Source organism: Bradyrhizobium sp. 199 (assembly GCF_023073355.1).
Taxonomy (GTDB): domain Bacteria; phylum Pseudomonadota; class Alphaproteobacteria; order Rhizobiales; family Xanthobacteraceae; genus Bradyrhizobium.
This window is the reverse complement of the sequence record NZ_JADPJI010000009.1, coordinates 103,605-123,287: the sequence shown is the minus strand read 5'-3', so window position 1 is coordinate 123,287 and position 19,683 is coordinate 103,605. Positions and strand designations below refer to the sequence as shown.

General features: G+C 64.6%; 22 protein-coding genes. 15 read left to right on the top strand and 7 right to left on the bottom strand.

From position 1 onward, the window contains the following. From IVB28_RS27280 to IVB28_RS27255, 6 genes are all read left to right on the top strand, one after another. On the top strand, nt 1-756 hold the full coding sequence (locus IVB28_RS27280) for an ABC transporter ATP-binding protein (protein ID WP_247530325.1): 756 nt from the start codon (nt 1-3) through the stop codon (nt 754-756). Nucleotides 757-762: 6 nt separating this feature from the next. Further along, nucleotides 763-1,632, top strand: coding sequence for a metal ABC transporter permease (locus IVB28_RS27275; protein WP_247530324.1), 870 nt, complete (start codon nt 763-765; stop codon nt 1,630-1,632). 2 nt (nt 1,633-1,634) lie between these two features. Then, entirely contained in the window at nt 1,635-2,498 is an 864-nt protein-coding gene (locus IVB28_RS27270) for a zinc ABC transporter substrate-binding protein (RefSeq protein WP_247530323.1), read from the top strand. Nucleotides 2,499-2,552: 54 nt separating this feature from the next. Further along, nucleotides 2,553-3,599 carry a GTP-binding protein gene (locus tag IVB28_RS27265; protein WP_247530321.1) on the top strand — a complete coding sequence of 349 codons (1,047 nt, stop codon included), beginning with the start codon at nt 2,553-2,555 and terminating at the stop codon, nt 3,597-3,599. Beyond that, complete coding sequence (locus tag IVB28_RS27260; RefSeq protein ID WP_247530319.1) at nt 3,599-4,618, top strand: WD40 repeat domain-containing protein; 1,020 nt, start codon at nt 3,599-3,601, stop codon at nt 4,616-4,618. Before IVB28_RS27265 ends, IVB28_RS27260 begins: the two co-directional genes overlap by 1 nt. Before the next feature lie 162 nt (nt 4,619-4,780). Continuing rightward, entirely contained in the window at nt 4,781-5,116 is a 336-nt protein-coding gene (locus IVB28_RS27255) for a hypothetical protein (RefSeq protein ID WP_247530317.1), read from the top strand. Between the two features lie 52 nt (nt 5,117-5,168). Here the strand turns inward: IVB28_RS27255 and IVB28_RS27250 are convergent, their stop codons facing one another. The 5 genes from IVB28_RS27250 to IVB28_RS27230 all read right to left on the bottom strand — a co-directional run bounded on the left by IVB28_RS27250 (nt 5,169) and on the right by IVB28_RS27230 (nt 9,979). After that, a complete protein-coding gene (locus tag IVB28_RS27250; protein ID WP_247530315.1) occupies nt 5,169-6,611 on the bottom strand; it encodes a homospermidine synthase in 1,443 nt (480 codons plus the stop codon). A gap of 45 nt (nt 6,612-6,656) precedes the next feature. After that, nucleotides 6,657-7,046: a RidA family protein gene (locus IVB28_RS27245; protein WP_247530313.1), complete on the bottom strand. Its 390-nt coding sequence runs from the start codon at nt 7,044-7,046 to the stop codon at nt 6,657-6,659. Between the two features lie 143 nt (nt 7,047-7,189). Further along, nucleotides 7,190-7,777 carry an N-acetyltransferase gene (locus IVB28_RS27240; RefSeq protein ID WP_247530312.1) on the bottom strand — a complete coding sequence of 196 codons (588 nt, stop codon included), beginning with the start codon at nt 7,775-7,777 and terminating at the stop codon, nt 7,190-7,192. Nucleotides 7,778-7,907: 130 nt separating this feature from the next. Next, nucleotides 7,908-9,050, bottom strand: coding sequence for a type III PLP-dependent enzyme (locus IVB28_RS27235; RefSeq protein ID WP_247530310.1), 1,143 nt, complete (start codon nt 9,048-9,050; stop codon nt 7,908-7,910). A 674-nt stretch (nt 9,051-9,724) separates the two neighbouring features. After that, entirely contained in the window at nt 9,725-9,979 is a 255-nt protein-coding gene (locus tag IVB28_RS27230) for a hypothetical protein (protein ID WP_247530308.1), read from the bottom strand. Nucleotides 9,980-10,117: 138 nt separating this feature from the next. Here IVB28_RS27230 and IVB28_RS27225 point away from each other — a divergent pair, with 138 nt between their 5' ends. Genes IVB28_RS27225 through IVB28_RS27210 form a run of 4 tightly spaced genes read left to right on the top strand, consistent with a single transcriptional unit; the run spans nt 10,118 to nt 14,393 of the window. Continuing rightward, on the top strand, nt 10,118-12,199 hold the full coding sequence (locus IVB28_RS27225) for a M3 family metallopeptidase (protein WP_247530306.1): 2,082 nt from the start codon (nt 10,118-10,120) through the stop codon (nt 12,197-12,199). Further along, the gene (locus IVB28_RS27220) at nt 12,199-12,837 is read left to right on the top strand and encodes a DUF1007 family protein (RefSeq protein ID WP_247530303.1); all 639 of its coding nucleotides are present in this window, start codon (nt 12,199-12,201) and stop codon (nt 12,835-12,837) included. The genes IVB28_RS27225 and IVB28_RS27220 overlap by 1 nt, the downstream gene beginning before the upstream one ends. After that, the gene (locus IVB28_RS27215; RefSeq protein ID WP_247530399.1) at nt 12,837-13,937 is read left to right on the top strand and encodes a nickel/cobalt transporter; all 1,101 of its coding nucleotides are present in this window, start codon (nt 12,837-12,839) and stop codon (nt 13,935-13,937) included. The genes IVB28_RS27220 and IVB28_RS27215 overlap by 1 nt, the downstream gene beginning before the upstream one ends. Before the next feature lie 18 nt (nt 13,938-13,955). Then, the gene (locus IVB28_RS27210) at nt 13,956-14,393 is read left to right on the top strand and encodes a thioesterase family protein (RefSeq protein WP_247530302.1); all 438 of its coding nucleotides are present in this window, start codon (nt 13,956-13,958) and stop codon (nt 14,391-14,393) included. A gap of 6 nt (nt 14,394-14,399) precedes the next feature. On the opposite strand, the gene IVB28_RS27205 is transcribed toward IVB28_RS27210, so the two are convergent. Further along, entirely contained in the window at nt 14,400-14,798 is a 399-nt protein-coding gene (locus tag IVB28_RS27205) for an MAPEG family protein (RefSeq protein ID WP_247530300.1), read from the bottom strand. Nucleotides 14,799-14,877: 79 nt separating this feature from the next. On the opposite strand from IVB28_RS27205, the gene hemH reads away from it, so the two are divergent. The 4 genes from hemH (at nt 14,878) to IVB28_RS27185 (ending at nt 18,631) form a co-directional block, all read left to right on the top strand. After that, entirely contained in the window at nt 14,878-15,915 is a 1,038-nt protein-coding gene (hemH, locus tag IVB28_RS27200) for a ferrochelatase (protein ID WP_247530299.1), read from the top strand. 10 nt (nt 15,916-15,925) lie between these two features. Further along, nucleotides 15,926-16,903 carry an ABC transporter substrate-binding protein gene (locus IVB28_RS27195; RefSeq protein ID WP_247530297.1) on the top strand — a complete coding sequence of 326 codons (978 nt, stop codon included), beginning with the start codon at nt 15,926-15,928 and terminating at the stop codon, nt 16,901-16,903. A gap of 227 nt (nt 16,904-17,130) precedes the next feature. Continuing rightward, entirely contained in the window at nt 17,131-18,132 is a 1,002-nt protein-coding gene (locus IVB28_RS27190) for an SPFH domain-containing protein (RefSeq protein ID WP_247530295.1), read from the top strand. A 55-nt stretch (nt 18,133-18,187) separates the two neighbouring features. Next, nucleotides 18,188-18,631 carry an NfeD family protein gene (locus tag IVB28_RS27185; RefSeq protein WP_247530292.1) on the top strand — a complete coding sequence of 148 codons (444 nt, stop codon included), beginning with the start codon at nt 18,188-18,190 and terminating at the stop codon, nt 18,629-18,631. 35 nt (nt 18,632-18,666) lie between these two features. On the opposite strand, the gene IVB28_RS27180 is transcribed toward IVB28_RS27185, so the two are convergent. After that, complete coding sequence (locus tag IVB28_RS27180; RefSeq protein ID WP_247530290.1) at nt 18,667-18,984, bottom strand: winged helix-turn-helix transcriptional regulator; 318 nt, start codon at nt 18,982-18,984, stop codon at nt 18,667-18,669. Between the two features lie 72 nt (nt 18,985-19,056). On the opposite strand from IVB28_RS27180, the gene IVB28_RS27175 reads away from it, so the two are divergent. Then, on the top strand, nt 19,057-19,614 hold the full coding sequence (locus IVB28_RS27175) for a carboxymuconolactone decarboxylase family protein (RefSeq protein WP_247530288.1): 558 nt from the start codon (nt 19,057-19,059) through the stop codon (nt 19,612-19,614). Nucleotides 19,615-19,683 lie beyond the last annotated feature (69 nt).

Sequence of the window (19,683 nt, the reverse complement as noted above, 5' to 3'; positions counted from 1 at the left end):
ATGGCGGCGCTGCATTTCCACAACGTCACGCTGGGCTATGACCGCCACCCCGCCGTGCATCACCTCAGCGGTGAGGTGGCGCCGGGTGCATTGCTGGCCGTAATCGGCCCGAATGGCGCGGGCAAGTCGACCTTGCTGCGTGGCATCGTCGGCATCCTCAAGCCGCTCGACGGCAGCATCCATCTCGGCGGGCTTGATAGCAGGGACATCGCTTATCTGCCGCAGAGCGCGGAGATCGACCGCAGCTTTCCGATCTCGGTGTTCGATTTCGTCGGCACCGGGCTGTGGCGCGACGCCGGCCTGTTCGGCGGGATCGGCAAGGCCGCCCGCGAAAAGATCCTCCGCTCGGTCGCTTCCGTCGGCCTCAATGGTTTCGAGAACCGCCCGATCGGCACCCTCTCGGGCGGTCAGATGCAGCGTGTGCTGTTCGCGCGCGTACTGCTGCAGGATGCTGCGCTTATCGTGCTCGACGAGCCTTTCAACGCCATCGACAGCAAGACCACGGCCGATTTGCTCGCGCTGGTGAAGCAGTGGCAAGGCGAGGGCCGCACCGTGCTCGCCGCGCTGCACGACATGGAAATGGTGCGCAAGCATTTCAGCCAGACGCTGGTGCTGGCGCGTGGCCCTGTGGCGTGGGGACCGACGGCGGAGGTGCTGACGCCGGAGAACCTGCTGGTCGCGATGCGGATGTGCGAGGCTTTTGACGACAGCGCGGCGGCCTGTGCGGCTGACGATGCCCGTTCGCAGGCGGCTTGATATCCGATGCTCTATGACGCGCTGATCGGTCCGTTCACCGAATTCGAGTTCATGCGGCGCGCGCTTGCCGCCGTGATCGCCCTGTCGCTGGCCGGCGCGCCGATCGGCGTGTTCCTGATGCTGCGGCGGATGAGCCTCGTCGGCGATGCCATGGCGCATGCGATCCTGCCCGGCGCCGCGGTCGGCTTCCTGCTCTCCGGCCTCAATCTGTTTGCGATGACGGCGGGCGGCCTGATCGCCGGCTTTACCGTTGCGATTCTTGCCGGCGTGGTCGCGCGCTCGACCGGGCTGAAGGAGGACGCTTCGCTCGCGACCTTCTATCTGGCATCGCTGGCGCTCGGCGTCACCATTGTCTCGATCAAGGGCACCAATATCGATTTGCTGCACGTGCTGTTCGGCAACATCCTCGCGATGGACGACCAGACGCTGCTGGTGGTGGCCTTCAACGCCACCGTGACGCTGCTGGTGCTCGCCGTGATCTACCGCCCGCTGGTGATCGAGAGCGTGGACCCCCTGTTCCTGCGGACCGTCAGCCGCGCCGGGGGACCTGCGCATCTTGCCTTCCTCGCCCTCGTCGTGATCAACCTCGTCAACGGCTTTCAGGCCCTCGGCACGCTGCTTGCGGTCGGGCTGATGATCCTGCCGGCGGGTATCGCGCGGTTCTGGTCGCGTGATCTCACCGTCATGATCTGCATCGCGGTCGTGGCGGCTGCGGTCTCCGGCTATGCCGGCCTCGTGCTGTCGTTCCAGACCCGTGTGCCGTCGGGTCCTGCGGTGATTCTGGTGGCGACGGTGCTCTACGTCGTCTCCGTCCTGTTCGGCCGCGTCGGCGGTATCGTCCGGCAACTTTTTCCCGGCCGGCATCTGGAAGCGTGACGATGCGGCTCATCCTGCTTTGTACGCTGTTGCTGATCGCGTCGCCGCTGCGCGCCGCGGAGCGGCTCAACGTCGTTGCAAGCTTCTCGATCATCGCCGATTTCGCCCGTAGCATCGGTGGCGACCGCATCAATCTGACCACGCTGGTCGGCGCCGACGGCGACGTCCACGTCTACACGGCGGCGCCAGCCGATGCGAAGCGGGTCGCGGAGGCCAAGCTCGTCATCGTCAATGGGCTTGGGTTAGAAGGCTGGCTGCCGCGTCTCGTGCAGTCTTCCGCCAGCAAGGCGCAGGTGGTCACGGCAAGCGCCGGCATCGTGCCACTGAAGCTTGGTTCGGCCGCAGATCCTCACGCCTGGCAGTCCGTCCCCAACGCGAAGATCTACGTGTCCGACATCGCCAATGCGCTCGCCGCGGCCGCTCCGGAAGACGCGGACGTCTTCCGCGCACAGGCAAAGGCCTTTCTGGAAAAGCTCGAATCGCTCGATCGTGAGGTCCGGGAGGCCGTTGCCAAAATCCCGCCGGAGCGGCGCAAGGTGATCTCCACTCATGACGCCTTCGGCTATTTTTCCGCCGAATACGGTATCCAGTTCATCGCCCCCCTAGGCGTCTCCACCGAAACCGAGCCGAGCGCGCGCGACGTCGCCCGCATCATCGGTCAGATCAAGGCCCAAAAAATCCCGGCCGTGTTCCTGGAGAATATCAGCGACGACCGCCTGATCCGGCGGATCGCGGCGGAGACCGGCGCAAAGGTCGGCGGGACCCTGATTTCGGACGGTTTAACGGGCGAAAAGGGGCCTGCACCCACTTACATTGACATGGTCAGGCACAATATAAAGGCGCTGACTAGCGCGCTTGACCATTAGGGCAGGGGCCACCCCGCCTCGCGTCGCGCGAACAAGCCTGATGTCGGAGTTCTTATGTCTGAAGCGACCTCCTCCAAAATTCCCGTGACCGTCCTGACCGGCTATCTCGGTGCCGGCAAGACCACGCTTTTGAACCGCATCCTGTCGGAGAACCACGGCAAGAAATACGCCGTCATCGTCAACGAATTCGGCGAGATCGGCATCGACAACGACCTCATCATCGGCGCCGATGAGGAAGTGTTCGAGATGAATAATGGTTGCATCTGCTGCACCGTGCGCGGCGACCTCGTCCGCATCATGGATGGCCTGATGAAGCGCAAGGGCAAGTTCGACGCCATCATCGTCGAGACCACCGGCCTTGCCGATCCCGCACCTGTCGCCCAGACCTTCTTCGTCGACGAAGACGTGCAGAAGAACGCCCGCCTCGACGCGGTCGTGACGGTTGCCGACGCCAAATGGCTGTCCGACCGACTCAAGGACGCGCCCGAGGCCAAGAACCAGATCGCCTTTGCCGACGTCATCGTATTGAACAAGATCGATCTCGTCAGCAAGGGCGAGCTCGCCGAGGTCGAGGCCCGCATTCGCGGCATCAACCCCTACGCCAAGCTGCATCGCACCGAGCGCTGCTCGGTGGCGCTGGCCGACGTGCTCGACCGCGGCGCGTTCGACCTCGACCGAATCCTCGATATCGAGCCGGACTTTTTGACGGCCGACGACCATGACCACGACCACGATCACCACCACGGCCACGATCATCATCACCACCATGATCACGGTCAGGGTCTGAAGCACTATCACGATGAGGACATGCAATCGCTGTCGCTCAAGACCGACAAGCCGCTCGATCCGAACGTGTTCATGCCTTGGCTGCAGAACCTGGTGCAGGTCGAGGGCGGCAAGATCCTGCGCTCCAAGGGCATCCTCGCCTTCCACGACGACGACGACCGCTACGTCTTCCAGGGCGTCCACATGATGCTGGAGGGCAACCATCAGCGGAAGTGGAAGGATGGCGAGCCGCGCGAGAGCCGTCTCGTCTTCATCGGCCGCGAATTGCCGGAAAAGGCCATTCGCGAGGGTTTTGAGAGCTGCATCGTCTCGTGATGAAAGAGTTTACGCCGGCTCCCGATTCCGCCTCGATCGTCTCCGCCACCGAGCGCGTCAAGCCCGTCACGCTCGGCATGGCCGTGACCTCGGTGCACTTCCTCGGGCCTCACGCCGCCTTCGTCGGCGGTGAGGAGAACGTCGCGTTGGTCGACGCCAAGGGTGAGATCAGCACCGTCGCCGTGCACAGCGGCGGCATTCTCTCGACTGCCTCCGACGGCAAGCGCCTTATCATGGGCGGCGACGACGGCAAGGTCGTCTCGCTCGATGCCAAGGGCGAGGTGACGCTGCTCGCGACCGATCCGAAGCGGCGCTGGATCGACGCGGTGGCGCTGCATCCGGATGGCGCCTTCGCCTGGTCGGCCGGCAAGATCGCCACCGTCAAGAGCGGCAAGACCGAGGAGAAGTCGCTCGAGGTGCCCACGACCGTCGGCGGGCTCGCGTTTGCGCCGAAGGGCCTGCGGCTTGCCATCACGCATTACAACGGCGCGACGCTGTGGTTTCCGAACATGGAAGGATCAGCGGAATTCCTGCCCTGGGCCGGCTCGCATCATGCGGTTACCTTCAGCCCCGACAACAAGTTTCTCGTCACCGCGATGCACGAGCCGGCACTGCACGGCTGGCGGCTCGCCGACAACAGGCACATGCGCATGACCGGCTATCCCGGCCGCGTCCGTTCGATGTCCTGGAGCGCGGGTGGCAAGGGGCTGGCGACCTCGGGCGCCGACACCGTCATCGTCTGGCCGTTCGGCAGCAAGGACGGCCCGATGGGCAAGGAACCCGCGATGCTCGCGCCGCTGCAGGCCCGCGTCGCGGCGGTCGCGTGCCATCCGAAGAACGACATCCTCGCCGCCGGCTACAGTGATGGCACCGTGCTGATGGTCCGACTTGAAGACGGCGCCGAAATCCTGGTTCGCCGCAATGGCACGCCGCCGGTCGCGGCGCTCGCCTGGAACGCCAAGGGCACGCTGCTGGCGTTCGCCGACGAAAATGGGGATGGCGGCCTGCTCGAGCTTTAATCTGTCATTGTTTTGAAAGCAGGGGATGGGCGTGCGCGTTCAACCCGCGGCGGCGCTGTGAGTTCGGACGCGGTCGGCTCCTGGACCCGAGTTCCCGCCGCCACGGGCAGGGGAACCGCAGACGGGCGACTTCGTTGATCCCGGACAAAGGCGGTGATCGACATGTCCGGCCAATATGACAAGCGCAGACTGAAGCTCGACCTGATGGTCGCCTGCTCGCTGTTCGCAGCAGGCGTCGTGGTTTCAGGTATGTCGCTGGCGCAAATCCGCGCCGAGACCCGGATCCAGACGGCCCAGGCGACGCAGCCGCTCCAGGGCACGCCGTCCGACGATCAGAACAAGCCTGCGGAAGCCAAGCCCGGCGGCGAGCGGCCGACCACGCCGGCGCCTGAACCGGCAAGGCCCGATCCGCAGACACAGGGGGCGGCGGGCGCAACCAAGCCGGCATTGCCGCCGGCTCCGGCTGAGAAAATCGCACCGCCGATCAAGGAGAAGTAGGCTTCTCCGCCGGCATTCCGGGCCGCGCGACGCGCGGTCCCGTCCCCCCGCCTCAGCGCACCAGAATATTCCGGAACTGCCAGGGATCGCTCGTGTCGATGTCCTCGGGAAACAGTCCGGGACGATCCGTCAGCGGCGTCCAGTCGGTATAGAAGCCCTTCACCGGGCCGAGATAGGGCAGCTGAATTTCCAGGAGACGATCGAAATCCATCTCATCGGCTTCGACGATGCCTTCATTCGGGTTCTCCAGCGCCCAAACCATGCCGCCGAGAACGGCGGAGGTCACCTGCAGGCCGGTGGCGTTCTGGTATGGGGCGAGCTTGCGGGTCTCCTCGATGGAGAGCTGCGAGCCGTACCAATAGGCGTTGTTGTCATGGCCGAACAGCAGCACGCCGAGCTCGTCGATGCCGTCGACGATCTCGTCCTCATCGAGGATGTGGTGCTTTTCCTGCATCTTCGCCGCGCGGCCGAACATTTCGTGCAGCGAGAGCACGGCGTCGTCGGCGGGATGGTAGGCGTAGTGGCAGGTCGGCCGGTAGACCGCCGTGCCCGAGGCGTCGCGCACCGTGAAATAGTCGGCGATCGAGATCGACTCGTTGTGGGTGACGAGGAAGCCGTATTGCGCGCCGCGAGTCGGGCACCAGGTGCGCACACGCGTGTTGGCGCCGGGCTGCATCAGATAGATGGCGGCGCCGCAGCCGGCTTCGTGGGTCTTTGCGTTCTCGGGCATCCATTTTTCATGAGTGCCCCAGCCGAGTTCGGACGGCTGCACGCCTTCCGAGAGGAAGCCTTCCACCGACCAGGTGTTGACGAAGACGTCCGGCTCTTTCGGCTTCTTGGAGCGCTGGGTGTCGCGTTCGGCGATATGGATGCCCTTGATGCCGGCCTGCCGCATCAGGTCGGCCCATTCGGCCTTGGTCTTGGGCTTGGGCGCATTGAGCTTCAGGTCGGCGGCGACATTGAGCAGTGCCTGCTTGACGAAAAAGGAGACCATGCCGGGATTGGCGCCGCAGCAGGAGACGGCCGTGGTCGAGCCCGCGGGGCGCGCCTTCTTGGCAGCCAGCGTCGCTTCGCGCAGCGCGTAATTGGAGCGTGCTTCCGGACCCTTTGAGGAATCGAAATAGAAGCCGAGCCAGGGCTCGTTGACGGTATCGATATAGAGCGCGCCGAGTTCGTTGCAGAGCTCCATGATGTCGGTGGAGCCGGTATCGACGGAGAGATTGACGCAAAAGCCCTGGCCGCCGCCTTCGGTCAGCAGCGGGGTCAGCAAGTCGCGATAATTGTCCTTGGTCACGGCCTTCTGAATGAAGCGGACATTGTGCTTCTCGCAATGTGCCTTGCGGCCCTCGTCCTTGGGATCGATCACGGTGACGCGCGACTTGTCGTAGTCGAGATGTCGCTCGATCAGAGGCAACGTGCCTTTGCCGATGGAGCCGAAGCCGACCATGACGATGGGACCAGTGATCTTCGCGTAGATCTGCGAGGCGGGGCTCATAGGATGGTTTCTCCGAAACGTGCTGGCGAACAAGGGTGAGGTGGATCAGGCGCTGCGGCGCTTGGCAGTGGCTTCGATCTCGACCTTCATCTCGGGCTTGTAGAGCGCCGAGACGACGAGAAGCGTTGCGGCCGGGCGGATGTCGCCGAGGACTTCGCCGCAGACGGCGAAATGCGCGTCTGCGTCCTTGATGTCGGTGAGGTAGTAGGTCACGCGGACGATCTCGGCCATCTCGAAACCTCCCTCCTTCAGGGCAGCTTCGATGGTCTTGAAGCAGTTGCGTGACTGACTCGTGACATCTGATGGCATCGTCATCGTGGTGTAGTCATAGCCCGTGGTTCCCGCGACGAAGGCGAACTCGCCGTCGATCACGGCGCGGCTGTAGCCGGCGGTCTTCTCAAACGGCGAGCCGGTGGAAATCAGGCGACGGGACATGTCTTGGGCCTCGACTGAGGGAGGATTTGGCGGGTTAAAGGGCGTTTGTGGCGCCTGCGCAACCCCCAACGAACAGGCTTAGTGCAGGCATCGCCGGCCGTGCCGCTCGCGGCGGCTTCGGCCGTCACCATCATGGCGATCCCTTAGGCCGCGCGCGCGTGGAGAGCGCGAACCGACCTCCGTTTAGGCAAGGCCGCGCCGGTCGGGACGATCATCCCTTCGGCGCCGTCGAGCGCGCCTTCCGCGAACTCGATCGCCAGCAGGCGGTCGCGCTCGAACGGGCCGGGCAGCGACAGCGCGCCGGTCTTCTCGCCCGAGAAGCCGAAGCGGGCGTAATAGGGGGCATCACCGAGCAGGATCACGGCGGCATGGCCGCGCGCCCGGGCGGCGGCCAACGCTTGATGCATCAGCGCGGCGCCGATCCCGAGCTCGCGGCAGGCAGGGTCGACCGCCAGCGGTCCGAGGACCAGAGCGGGCCTGCCTCCGGCGCTGACGTGCCAAAGCCGCACGGTTCCCACGAGCTTGCCCTCGCGCGCAGCCGACAGGGCAAGGCCTGTGGCGGGTGCGCGTCCGTCGCGCAGGCGCTGGCAGGTGCGGCCATGGCGGTTCTCGCCAAAGCAGGCATCGAGCAGCGCTTCACGCATTGCAACGTCGGCAGCACGCTCCGCGCGGATCACGAACGGAGCGGCTTTCGAGGTGAGGGCGATCGGTGGCTTCCGAAAAGCAGTCATGGCGCATCGGTCCCCGCTTGAACGGACGTGCGAGCGGCACGCCAGTCCAAGACGTCGTCAGAATCCAGAGGTGAGGGAGGAGCCGGCAAGCCGGCTCCCGGGTTGGTCAGGCCTCAGAACCAGAGGCGGATCAGATGTGGTACGTCCGCAGCGGCGGGATGCCGTTGAACGCCACCGACGAGTAGGTCGACGTATAGGCCCCGGTGCCTTCGATCAGCACCTTGTCGCCGATCTCGAGCGTGACGGGAAGCGGATACGGGCTCTTCTCGTACAGCACGTCGGCGCTGTCGCAGGTCGGTCCTGCGAGCACGCACGGCGTCATGTCCGCGCCGTCGTGACGGGTGCGGATGGCGTAGCGGATCGACTCGTCCATGGTTTCGGCGAGACCACCGAACTTGCCGATGTCGAGATAGACCCAGCGCACCTCGTCCTCGTCGCTCTTCTTCGAGATCAGCACGACTTCGGATTCGATGATGCCTGCATTGCCCACCATGCCGCGGCCCGGCTCGATGATGGTCTCCGGGATCTGGTTGCCGAAGTGCTTGCGCAGCGCGCGGAAGATCGAGCGGCCGTAGGTCACCACCGGCGGCACGTCCTTCAGGTACTTGGTCGGGAAGCCGCCGCCCATGTTGACCATGGACAGGTTGATGCCGCGCTCTGCGCAGTCGCGGAACACCTGCGAGGCCATCGCGAGCGCGCGGTCCCACGCCTTCACCTTGCGTTGCTGCGAGCCGACATGGAACGAGATGCCACACGGCTCCAAGCCCAGGCGCTTGGCGACGTCGAGCACCTCGACGGCCATTTCCGGGTCGCAGCCGAACTTCCGCGACAGCGGCCACTCGGCGCCGGCGCAATCATAGAGGATGCGGCAGAACACCTTCGCGCCGGGGGCGGCACGGGCGATCTTCTCGACTTCGGCCGAGCAATCGACCGCGAACAGCCGGATGCCGAGCGCGAAGGCCCGCGCGATGTCGCGCTCCTTCTTGATCGTGTTGCCAAAGGAGATGCGGTCGGGCGTCGCACCCGCGGCCAGCGCCATCTCGATCTCGGCGACCGTCGCGGTGTCGAAGCAGGAGCCCATGGATGCGAGCAACGCCAGCACTTCCGGCGCCGGGTTCGCCTTGACGGCGTAGAACACGCGGCTGTCGGGCAGCGCCTTGGCGAAGGTCTGGTAATTGTCGCGCACGACCTCGAGGTCGACGACGAGGCACGGCTCGGTGTCGAGGCCATCCTTGCGGCGGTTGCGCAGGAATTCCTGGATACGTTCGGTCATAGCACTCTCCAAAGCGGCCCCAGCGACGGAGCTCGTTCAAAGCGGTTCTCGGACGAGGGTGCTTCGCCGCTGCCGCACGATGGAGACGCGACAGGGCTAAAACCCTAGACCGAATTGTGCTGCCGTGGATTGGTTGGGAGAGTTTCCCGCCCGCACACCTGGCAATGAAGGACAAGCCTTTTCAGTAGCCCGCGCCGGCGTTGGACTGCCGGTAGAGACCAAAAAAGCCCGATCCGTCGTTGCTTTAAGTCGCGTCCCCCGTTGAGAGCGGGGTGCGCCGGTTCGCCTCCGGCTGCCAGTCACGGTTGCAAGAAGTGAAGTCACCTTCGACAAGGCATCTCTTGAGAGAGATGCTGGGCGCTCCGGGTTTGCTTTCGTCTTCCGGCTATGGGCCTTCCGACTTCCGCACTTCCGAAGAGCCCCTCGGCTTCTTCACCCCTTGGCGGCTGTCCGGCCTCTTGTCCGGATACCTACCGACTGACACACGACCACAGGCACGTGCGAAATTGGGCAATCCGCACATAGGTGTTTTGACTCTGCTTCGCAAGAGATTTTTTAGGCTGGCAACAGAATTGCCTAACATCTGCTTGCGCAGTGTTGCGCGAGCGACGCGGAAGATGAACGGGCGTTAAGTTTTTGAGCCTCGTGTGCGCGTCACTCGCGCGCGAGCAGCGTCAGGGGCGCTTCGTGAACGGCTCGACGCGCTGAGCTGCGCGGATGAAGGCGGTCATCACCAGCACGCCGAGTGCGAACAGCACGGCTTGCAGGATGTGCGCGCCCTGATCGCCGAGGCCGATCAGGATCGCGAGCGCCCAGCCGCCGGCAAAAGCCGCGCCGAACACTTCGGCGCCGATCAGGATGGCGGCGCTGATGACGGTGATGACGCTTGGCCAGGCGATCTGACGGGAAGACGAGGAAGGCGCGTTCATGAGCTCAGGGATCCGTGTCTGTCGAGGGCCGCAATCTCCCTGAAAAGGCGGCCGGGAGCAAGGCCAAATGGCCCAAAAAAGCCCCATCGCGTGCTATAGCTGGTCGCAACAATCGAGCCATGAAAATCGGGACTTGCGATGTCAGAACCCCGCCAGATTACGGACTCCGAGACCAATCCGCTGCTGAAGGCCTGGGTGACGCCGTTTGCGACCCCGCCTTTCGACGAGATCAAGCCGGAGCACTTCCTCCCGGCCTTCGAGCAGGCCTTCGCCGACCACTCCGCCGAGATCGCTGCGATCACCAACGATCCCGCCGCGCCCGACTTCGCCAACACCATCACGGCGCTGGAGCGCTCGGGCAAGCTGTTGAGCAAGGTTGCCGCCGTCTTCTACGACCTCGTCTCGGCGCATTCCAACCCGGTCATCCTGGAGATCGACAAGGAGGTCTCCTTGCGGATGGCGCGGCACTGGAATCCGATCATGATGAACGCCGTGCTTTTTGGCCGCATCGCCCAGCTGCACGAGAACCGCGCCGATCTCGCTCTCACGCCCGAGCAGCTCCGCCTCTTGGAGCGCACCTACACCCGCTTCCACCGCGCCGGCGCCGGCCTCTCCGAGGAGGCCAAGACGCGGATGGCCGAGATCAACGAGAAGCTGGCCCAGCTCGGCACCGGCTTCAGCCATCATCTGCTCGGGGACGAGCAGGACTGGTTCATGGAGCTTGGCGAGGCCGATCGCCAGGGCCTGCCGGAGAGCTTCGTCGCCAGCGCCAAGGCTGCGGCGGAAGAGCGGGGCATGGCAGGCAAGGCCATCGTCACGCTGTCGCGCTCCTCGGTCGAACAGTTCCTGAAGAGCTCTGCCCGCCGCGACCTGCGGGAGAAGGTCTACAAGGCTTTCATCGCGCGGGGCGACAACGGCAATGCCAACGACAACAACGGAACCATCGTCGAGATCCTGAAGCTGCGCGAAGAGAGCGCGAACCTCTTGGGCTATCCGACCTACGCCGCCTACCGGCTCGAGGATTCCATGGCCAAGACGCCGGACGCGGTGCGGGGCCTGCTGGAGCGGGTCTGGAAGCCGGCGCGCGCCCGCGCGCTCGCCGACCGCGACGAGATGCAGGCGCTGATCACGGAGGAGGGCGGCAATTTCCAGCTCGCTCCCTGGGACTGGCGCTTCTACGCCGAGAGGCTGCGCCTGCAGCGCGCCAATTTCGATGACGCGGCGATCAAGCCGTATCTTTCGCTCGACCACATGATCGAAGCCGCCTTCGACTGCGCCACGCGCCTGTTCGGGATCACCTTTGAGGAGCGCAAGGACGTTCCGGTCTGGCATCCCGACGTCCGGGTCTGGGAGGTCAAGGGCTCCGACGGCAAGCACAAGGCGCTGTTCTATGGCGACTACTTCGCCCGGCCGTCGAAGCGCTCCGGCGCCTGGATGACCTCGCTGCGCGACCAGCAGAAGCTCGACGGGGACGTCGCGCCGCTCGTCCTCAATATCTGCAATTTTGCCAAGGGAGCTGGCGGCGAGCCATCGCTGCTGTCGCCCGACGACGCCCGTACCCTATTCCACGAGTTCGGCCACGGCCTGCACGGCATGCTCTCCAACGTGACCTATCCCTCGCTGTCGGGTACCTCGGTATTCACGGATTTCGTCGAGCTGCCCTCGCAGCTGTATGAGCACTGGCAGGAGCGGCCCGAGGTGCTGCAGAAGTTCGCCCGTCACTATCAGACCGGCGAGCCGCTGCCGGACGAGTTGTTGCAACGGTTCCTCGCCGCGCGAAAATTCAACCAGGGCTTTGCCACGGTCGAGTTCGTCTCCTCGGCCTTGGTCGACCTCGAGTTCCACACCCAGCCAGCTTCCGCTGCGCAGGATGTCCGTGCCTTCGAAAAGAAGGAGCTCGAGAAGATCGGCATGCCCGAGGAGATCGCGCTGCGTCACCGTCCCACGCAGTTCGGTCACATCTTCACTGGCGACCACTATGCCGCCGGCTATTACAGCTACATGTGGTCCGAGGTGATGGACGCCGACGCCTTCGGCGCGTTCGAGGAGGTCGGCAACATCTTCGATCCTGCCGTGGCAAAACGCCTGCACGACGACATCTACTCGAGCGGCGGATCGGTTGATCCGGAAGCGGCCTACCAGGCCTTCCGCGGCCGGCCGCCCGAGCCCGACGCGCTGCTCCGCCGTCGCGGCCTGCTCGACGCCCCGCAGGCAGCCTGATGGGCGTGCGCGGCCTGCTCGGACTCCTGCTCGCCCTGGGCCTCGCACTCGCGGCGGGCACAGCGCGGGCGCATCCGCATGTCTGGATCACCGCGACCAGCGAGTTGCTCTATGCAGCCGACGGTAGCATCACCGGGGTCCGCCATGCCTGGACCTTCGACGACATGTTCTCGGCCTATGCGGTGCAGGGGCTCGAGAGCAAGACCAAGGGCGCCTATACGCGCGAGGAGCTCGTGCCGCTGGCGCAGACCAATGTCGAGTCGCTGAAGGAATATGCCTACTTCACCTTTGCGCGAGCCGACGGCAAGAAGGAGCGATTCCAGGAACCGGTCGATTATTTCCTCGACTACAAGGACACGGTGCTGACCCTGCACTTCACGCTGCCTTTGAAGAACCCGGTCAAGCCCAAGCAACTGATGCTCGAAGTGTTCGACCGTTCCTTCTTCATCGACTTCCAGATGGCCAAAGACAATCCGGTCAAGCTGGTCGGCGCGCCCGCCGGCTGTCAGATGAAGCTTGACCGGCCGAGCGACGGCTCCGCCAGTGCGCAGAAGCTCAACGAGCAGACCTTTCTGAACGGCGAGAACACCAATTTCGGCATGATGTTTGCCAACAAGGTCACGGTGGATTGCCCTTGATCGGTCGTCTTCTTTCCCCGCTCGCCCGCGGGCTTCTTGCCTGCGCCGCGGTTATCGTCGTGCTCGTCGTCGCTGATGCCGCGCGTCACGATCTCCTCGCGCAAAACCCCTTTGGCGCGCCGCGCCCCGCGCAGGCGGCCGAGCCCGAGGCCAGCGGCCTGATCGGCTGGCTCCTGGCAAAGCAGTCCGAATTCTATCGCCAGATGTCAGTGAGCATTCGCGCGGCCAAGTCCGACGGCTCGGCGGTGTGGACGCTGCTGTTCATCTCGTTTGCTTACGGCATCTTCCACGCCGCCGGCCCCGGCCACGGCAAGGCGGTGATCGCCTCCTATCTCGTCGCCAACCGAGAGACCGCGCGGCGCGGCATTGCGCTGTCGTTTGCCTCCGCCCTGATGCAGTCGCTGGTGGCGATCCTGATCGTCAGCATTTCGGCCTGGGTCCTGAATGCGACCGCCAAGACCATGTGCAAGGCGGAAGGCGTAATCGAGATCGCCAGTTACGCCTTGATCGCGCTGTTCGGGCTGCGCCTCGTCTGGGTCAAGGGCCGCACTTTCATCCGCGCGCTGCAGGCGGCCCAGCCGGTGCCGGCCATCGCCGGCGTGCCGCTTCATCACGATCACGACCATCACCATCATCATGATGCGCATGGGCATCATCCCGGCGACCATGGTCACGCGCATCATCACCATGCCCACGATCACGCCCATGACGAGCATTGCGGCCATTCCCACGGCCCGACCCCGAGTGAGCTCGCCGGGCCCGGCGGCTGGCGGCGTGGTTTTGCGGCGATCCTCACCGTCGGCATCCGTCCCTGTTCGGGTGCGATCCTGGTGCTGGTGTTCGCGCTCGCCCAGGGCCTGTTCTGGGCCGGTATTGCCGCGACCTTCCTGATGGGGCTCGGCACCGCGATCACGGTCGCGGCCATCGCGGTCGTCGCGGTCTTCGCCAAGGACATCGCCGCCCGCCTCAGCGCCGGACGCGACGGCGGCGGCGCGCTGTTCATGCGCGCCATCGAATTCGGCGCCGCCGGCCTCGTGTTGCTGTTGGGCGCCGGCCTCTTGTTCGGCTACGTCGCCGCCGAACGGACGACGTGTTTTTGAGGCTGTCGGGGGGATTCCGTGTCGCGCGAAAATTTCTGGTTCTTCCATCCGTTCCGGGTGCGCTATTCCGAGATCGACGGCCAGGGCGTCGTCTTCAACGCGCACTACCTGACCTATTTCGACACCACCATCACCGAATATTTCCGCGCGCTGGGCTTCGACCAATATGCGGATGCGCAGGCGAGCGGCATCGACTTTCACGTCGTCAAATCCGTCGTCGAGTACAAAGCGCCGGTCCGGTTCGACTGGGAGCTCGATGTCGGCACGCGCGTGGCGCGGATCGGCAATTCGAGTCTTGTCTTCGAGCTCGCGATCTTTCGGAAGGGTGGCACCGACGCGCTGGTGACCGGCGAGATCGTATGGGTCTACACGGACCAGAAGACCCATCGTCCGGTCACGATCCCGGCATCGATGCGGGCGCTGATCGCGACGCGGGAGCGCCATCTGTCGGCGTGAGGCCGCTCACACCGGCAGAAACAGCTTCAACGCCGGCATGAAAAAGATCCCGAGGTTGATCGCAAAGCCGACGGTCCAGAGGATCGAGCGCAGCGTCGGGCGGTTGCCGAGATAGGTCAGCACATAGGCGATCCGGACGATCAGGAACAATGCCGCGAGCTCGTCGATCAGCCGCTGCGGCGAATCCCTATATTCGGCGAGCAGCACCGCGAAGGCAAAGAACGGAAAGGTCTCGATCCCGTTCTGGTGCGCGCCCAGCGCGCGCTGCGAGAGCGCGTCCTCATAGAAGGCAGGGTCACGAGGCCGCGAATTGTCGAAGCGGCGAAACCTGATCCATTTGACCGCGGCGATCGTAGACAGATAGAGCAGCAGCGCTCCAAAGACGCACCATTCCGCCAGTGTCATGAGCCCCTCCCCCTGGGTGCGACCCTAGCGATGCCTGGCTCATCTTGACAAGTTCGGACCAACGCGCGACCCACAGGGCATGACCAGTGTCGTCCCGATCAAGGCCGCGAGACCGGCCGCCCAATCCGCCTTGCCGCGCGTCGGCGTGCTCCTGGTCAATCTCGGAACACCGGATACGGCCGATGCGCCGGGCGTGCGGGTCTATCTCAAGGAGTTTCTCTCGGACGCCCGCGTCATCGAGGACCAGGGCCTGGTCTGGCAGCTGGTGCTGAACGGGATCATCCTGCGCAGCCGTCCCCGTACCAAGGCGCTGGATTACCAGAAGATCTGGAACACCGAGAAGAACGAGTCGCCGCTGAAGACCATCACGCGGTCGCAGAGCGACAAGCTGTCGGCCGCCTTGTCGGACAGCGGCCACGTCGTGGTGGACTGGGCGATGCGCTACGGCAATCCCTCGATCAAGTCGGGCATCGACGCGCTGATCGCGAAAGGCTGCGAGCGCATCCTGGTGGTGCCGCTCTATCCGCAATATTCCGCTCCGACCTCGGCGACCGTCTGCGACGAAGTGTTCCGCGTGCTGGCCCGCCTGCGCAATCAGCCCACGCTGCGGGTGACGCCGCCTTACTACGAGGACGCAGCCTATATCGAGGCGCTCGCGACCTCGATCGAGGCGCATCTAACGACGCTGTCCTTCGAGCCTGAGCTGATCGTGGCGTCCTTCCACGGCATGCCGATATCCTATGTCGACAAGGGCGATCCCTATCAGCAGCACTGCATCGCGACCACGCAGGCACTGCGTCGCCGGCTCGGCATGGACGAGACAAAACTGCTGCTCACCTTCCAGTCGCGCTTCGGCAATGCCGAGTGGCTCCAGCCCTACACCGACAAGACCATGGAGCGGCTCGCCAAGGAAGGCCTGCGCCGCATCGCGGTGGTGACGCCCGGCTTTTCCGCCGACTGCCTGGAGACGCTGGAGGAGATCGCGCAGGAGAACGCGGAGATATTCAAGCACAATGGCGGTGAGCAATTTTCCGCGATCCCCTGCCTGAACGACAGCGAGCCGGGGATGGACGTAATCCGCACCCTGGTGCTGCGTGAGCTTCAGGGCTGGATCTGAGGAGCGCCCCATGAACCGCCGCTTGTGCCTGGCGCTTCTTGGGATGATCGCGGCGCTGCCGGCCCCGCTACTAGCGCAGCAGCCGAATGCGACGCGGCGGCTCGGCGTGCTCTCGGTCGCGGCTGCCGATGATGCGATCGGGCAGACGCGCAGCATGGTCCTGGTCGAGGCGCTCGCCGGCCACGGCTGGAAGGAGCGCGACAACCTCAGGATCGACTGGCGCAGCGGTGGCGGCGACCGCGCCCGCATGGCGCAGCTTGCCGACGAGTTGATCGGGCTCAAGCCTGACATCCTGCTCGCGGTCGGCACGCCCTCGGTCGAGGAGTTGCGCCGGCGCACCACGGCGATCCCGATCGTGTTCGCCGTCGTCACCGATCCCGTCAGCCAGGGTTTTGTGGAAAACCTCGCACATCCCGGAGGCAACGTCACCGGCTTCACCGATTACGACGGTCCGCTCGCCGGCAAATGGCTGGAGATGCTGACGCAGGTCACCCCACCCGTTCGCCGCGTCTTCATCGTCTACAATCCCGAGACCGCGCCATTCGCGCCCCTGATGCTGCGCACGATCGAGGAGGCAGCAAAGGCGCTTCGCGTGGCCGTCGAGCCCGCCCCGGTAAACGACGCCGGCTCGATCGCGGCGCTGGCTGAGCGCAAGGACGGCGGCTTCCTGGTCCTGCCTGATTTCTTCACGATGGCCAATCGCGCGCAACTGCTGGGGACGATCGGTGAGGCTCGCTTGCCGGCGGTGTTCTGGAGCCGCACCTTCGTCGAGGAGGGTGGGCTGATGTCCTACAGCACCGACAGCGCCGAGCAGCTGCGCCGCGCCGCCGCCTACATCGACCGCATTCTGAAGGGCGCGCAGGCGGCCGATCTGCCGGTTCAGAATCCGACCAGGTTCGAGCTGACGATCAATCTGAAGTCGGCCAAGGCGCTTGGCGTCACGCTTCCCGCGGGCCTGCTCGCAATCGCGAACGATGTCATCGAATGAAGCCGTCCGCAGCGGACCGCATCGCCGGATGCGTTAATATCTGTCGCTAGGTCTGAGCCTGCGCGCTTTCAAGGGCTTTCCGCAAATACATATCGAGACCGCTCCCTCTCCACCCATCTTGTCCATAATTGCGCCGGTGCCGACGTTACTTGCGACCGCTGAACCGGTAGAGTTGCGATCCCGACCAATGACAGCGCGGGAAGGTCTTTTTCTGCCTTGGAGGAAATATGAGCGGTTTCGACATTTTCGCGATTGTTCTGGTATTGCTCGTCATCGTCACGCTGGTCGCCGGCGTGAAGACGGTGCCGCAGGGCTATGACTGGACCATCGAGCGGTTCGGCAAATACACCCAGACGCTCAGCCCCGGGCTCAATCTGATCGTGCCTTATTTCGATCGCGTCGGACGCAAGATCAACATGATGGAGCAGGTGATCGACATTCCCGAGCAGGAGGTCATCACCAAGGACAACGCCACCGTGACGGTGGACGGCGTCGCGTTCTACCAGGTATTCGACGCCGCCAAGGCGAGCTACGAGGTTTCCAACCTGACGCAGGCCATCACCGTCCTGACCATGACCAACATCCGTTCGGTGATGGGTGCGATGGATCTCGACCAGGTGTTGTCGCATCGCGATGAGATCAACGAGCGCCTGCTGCGCGTTGTCGATGCCGCGGTCTCGCCTTGGGGCCTGAAGGTCAACCGCATCGAGATCAAGGATATCGTACCGCCGGCCGATCTCGTCGAGGCGATGGGACGGCAGATGAAAGCCGAGCGCGTCAAGCGCGCCGATATTCTGGCCGCTGAAGGCCAGCGCCAGTCGGAGATCCTGCGCGCCGAAGGCGCCAAGCAGGGCCAGATCCTGCAGGCCGAAGGTCGCAAGGAAGCCGCGTTCCGCGACGCCGAGGCACGCGAGCGTTCGGCGGAGGCCGAGGCGAAGGCCACTCAGATGGTGAGCGAAGCCATTTCCAAGGGCGACGTCGCCGCGTTGAACTATTTCATCGCCGACAAATATATCAAGGCGTTCGGGCAACTGGCTGACTCGCCGAACCAGAAGGTGATCATGCTTCCGGTCGAAGCGATGAGCATGCTGGGCTCGCTCGCCGGCATCGGCGAAATCGCAAAAGCAACATTCGGCGAGAGCGCAGCCCCTGGATCTGCCGCTCGCCGCCCGGGCTCCGTGCCGCCGACCGGCAGCACGCCGCCGGCGGTGCCGCCGCGGCAGGGATAGTCACCGGCGCATGACCCTTCGATAGGAGCATGCGCCAATGATGGAAGGTCGTGTCATGACTGACATGTTCGTATCGCTCGGCAGCTGGAACTGGCTGATCTTCGGCTTCATCCTGATGGCGCTGGAGGTGATGGCGCCGGGCATCTTCCTGTTCTGGCTCGGGCTCGCCGCGCTGCTGGTGGGGTTGATCTCGTTCACTGTTGCCGTGTCCTGGCAAATCCAGCTCGTGATGTTCGCGATCTTCGCCGCCGCCGCCGTGCCGGTGTGGCGACGCCTGGCCCGGCCGAAGCCGGATACGAGCGTGAGCCCCTTCCTCAACAAGCGCACCGAGGCGCTGCTCGGGCGGGAGTTCACCCTGGAGAAGCCGATCATCGACGGCAGCGGCACCGTGCGCCTGGGCGATACCGTGTGGCGCGTGGCTGGCCCCGATACGCCGGCGGGAACGCGGGTGAAGGTGGTGCAGGTGGATGGCGCGAATCTGACGGTAGCGGCGGCGTAGCCGTCTCTTACCCTCCAGGGAAGAGCAAGAGACGGCTACCTCCTCCATCTCTCCGCAAACCGGTGCAGCGGCATGAATGTCGCGCACAATTCTCGCCCTAGCGGCGTCAGTCCGTAACCCCCGCCTTCGCCGAGCTCGACGAAGCCTGCCTCGCGCAGCTCCGTCAGCCGCGCTTGCAGCACTGTCGGCGAGGCCTCGTCGCAGGCGGTGCGCAGCGCACGTGAGGTGAGGGGCTCGCCGCGCAACTCCCACAATATTCGCAGGCTCCAGCGCCGGCCGAGCAGGTCCAGCAGCGCCATGACCGGCCGTCCGGTGCGCGACCCCCGCGTCTTCGTGTCAGCCTGCTTGGCCATCATCTCCCTCTTGCGGTCTGCTACAGATAATGTAGCGTATCGCTACAATAAATGTAGCAAAGGAGGCGGCTCTTGTCCCAATCCACGCCGCGCATCGCGCCGCTCACCCCGCCTTATCCTCCGGAGATCCAGGCGCAGTTCGACCGCGTCATGCGCGGCGCGCCGCCGCTGATGCTGTTCCGGGTCATGGCGGGTCACGGCCGTGCCTGGGACAAGTTCCGTGCCGGCGGCCTGCTTGATCCCGGTCCGCTTTCCCTGCGCCTGCGCGAGATCGTCATCGATCGCACCTGCGCGCTGAACAAATGCGAATATGAATGGGGCGTGCATGTCGCCGTGTTCGCCAGGCCGGCAAAGCTCACGGAGGATGAAGTGAGTGCGACGGTCTGGGGCTATGCGACGTCCTCGTGCTGGTCGCCGGGCGAACAGGCGCTGATCGCCGCAGTGGACGCACTGCATCACCGTGCAACATTCACGGACGAGGAATTCGCGGCGCTCTCTGTACACTACGACGAGCCGCAGATCCTGGAGATCATGCTCTTGTGCGGCTTCTATCGCACGGTGTCGTACCTGGCGAACGGGCTGCGCTTGCCTCTGGAGGATAAGGCGATCCGGTTTCCGGCGCAGATCTAGCCGCCGTGTTTACGAAAAACTCTTGCGAAAAAGCATTCAGATTGCCTTCTGCGGAGGCAGTCTGGATTG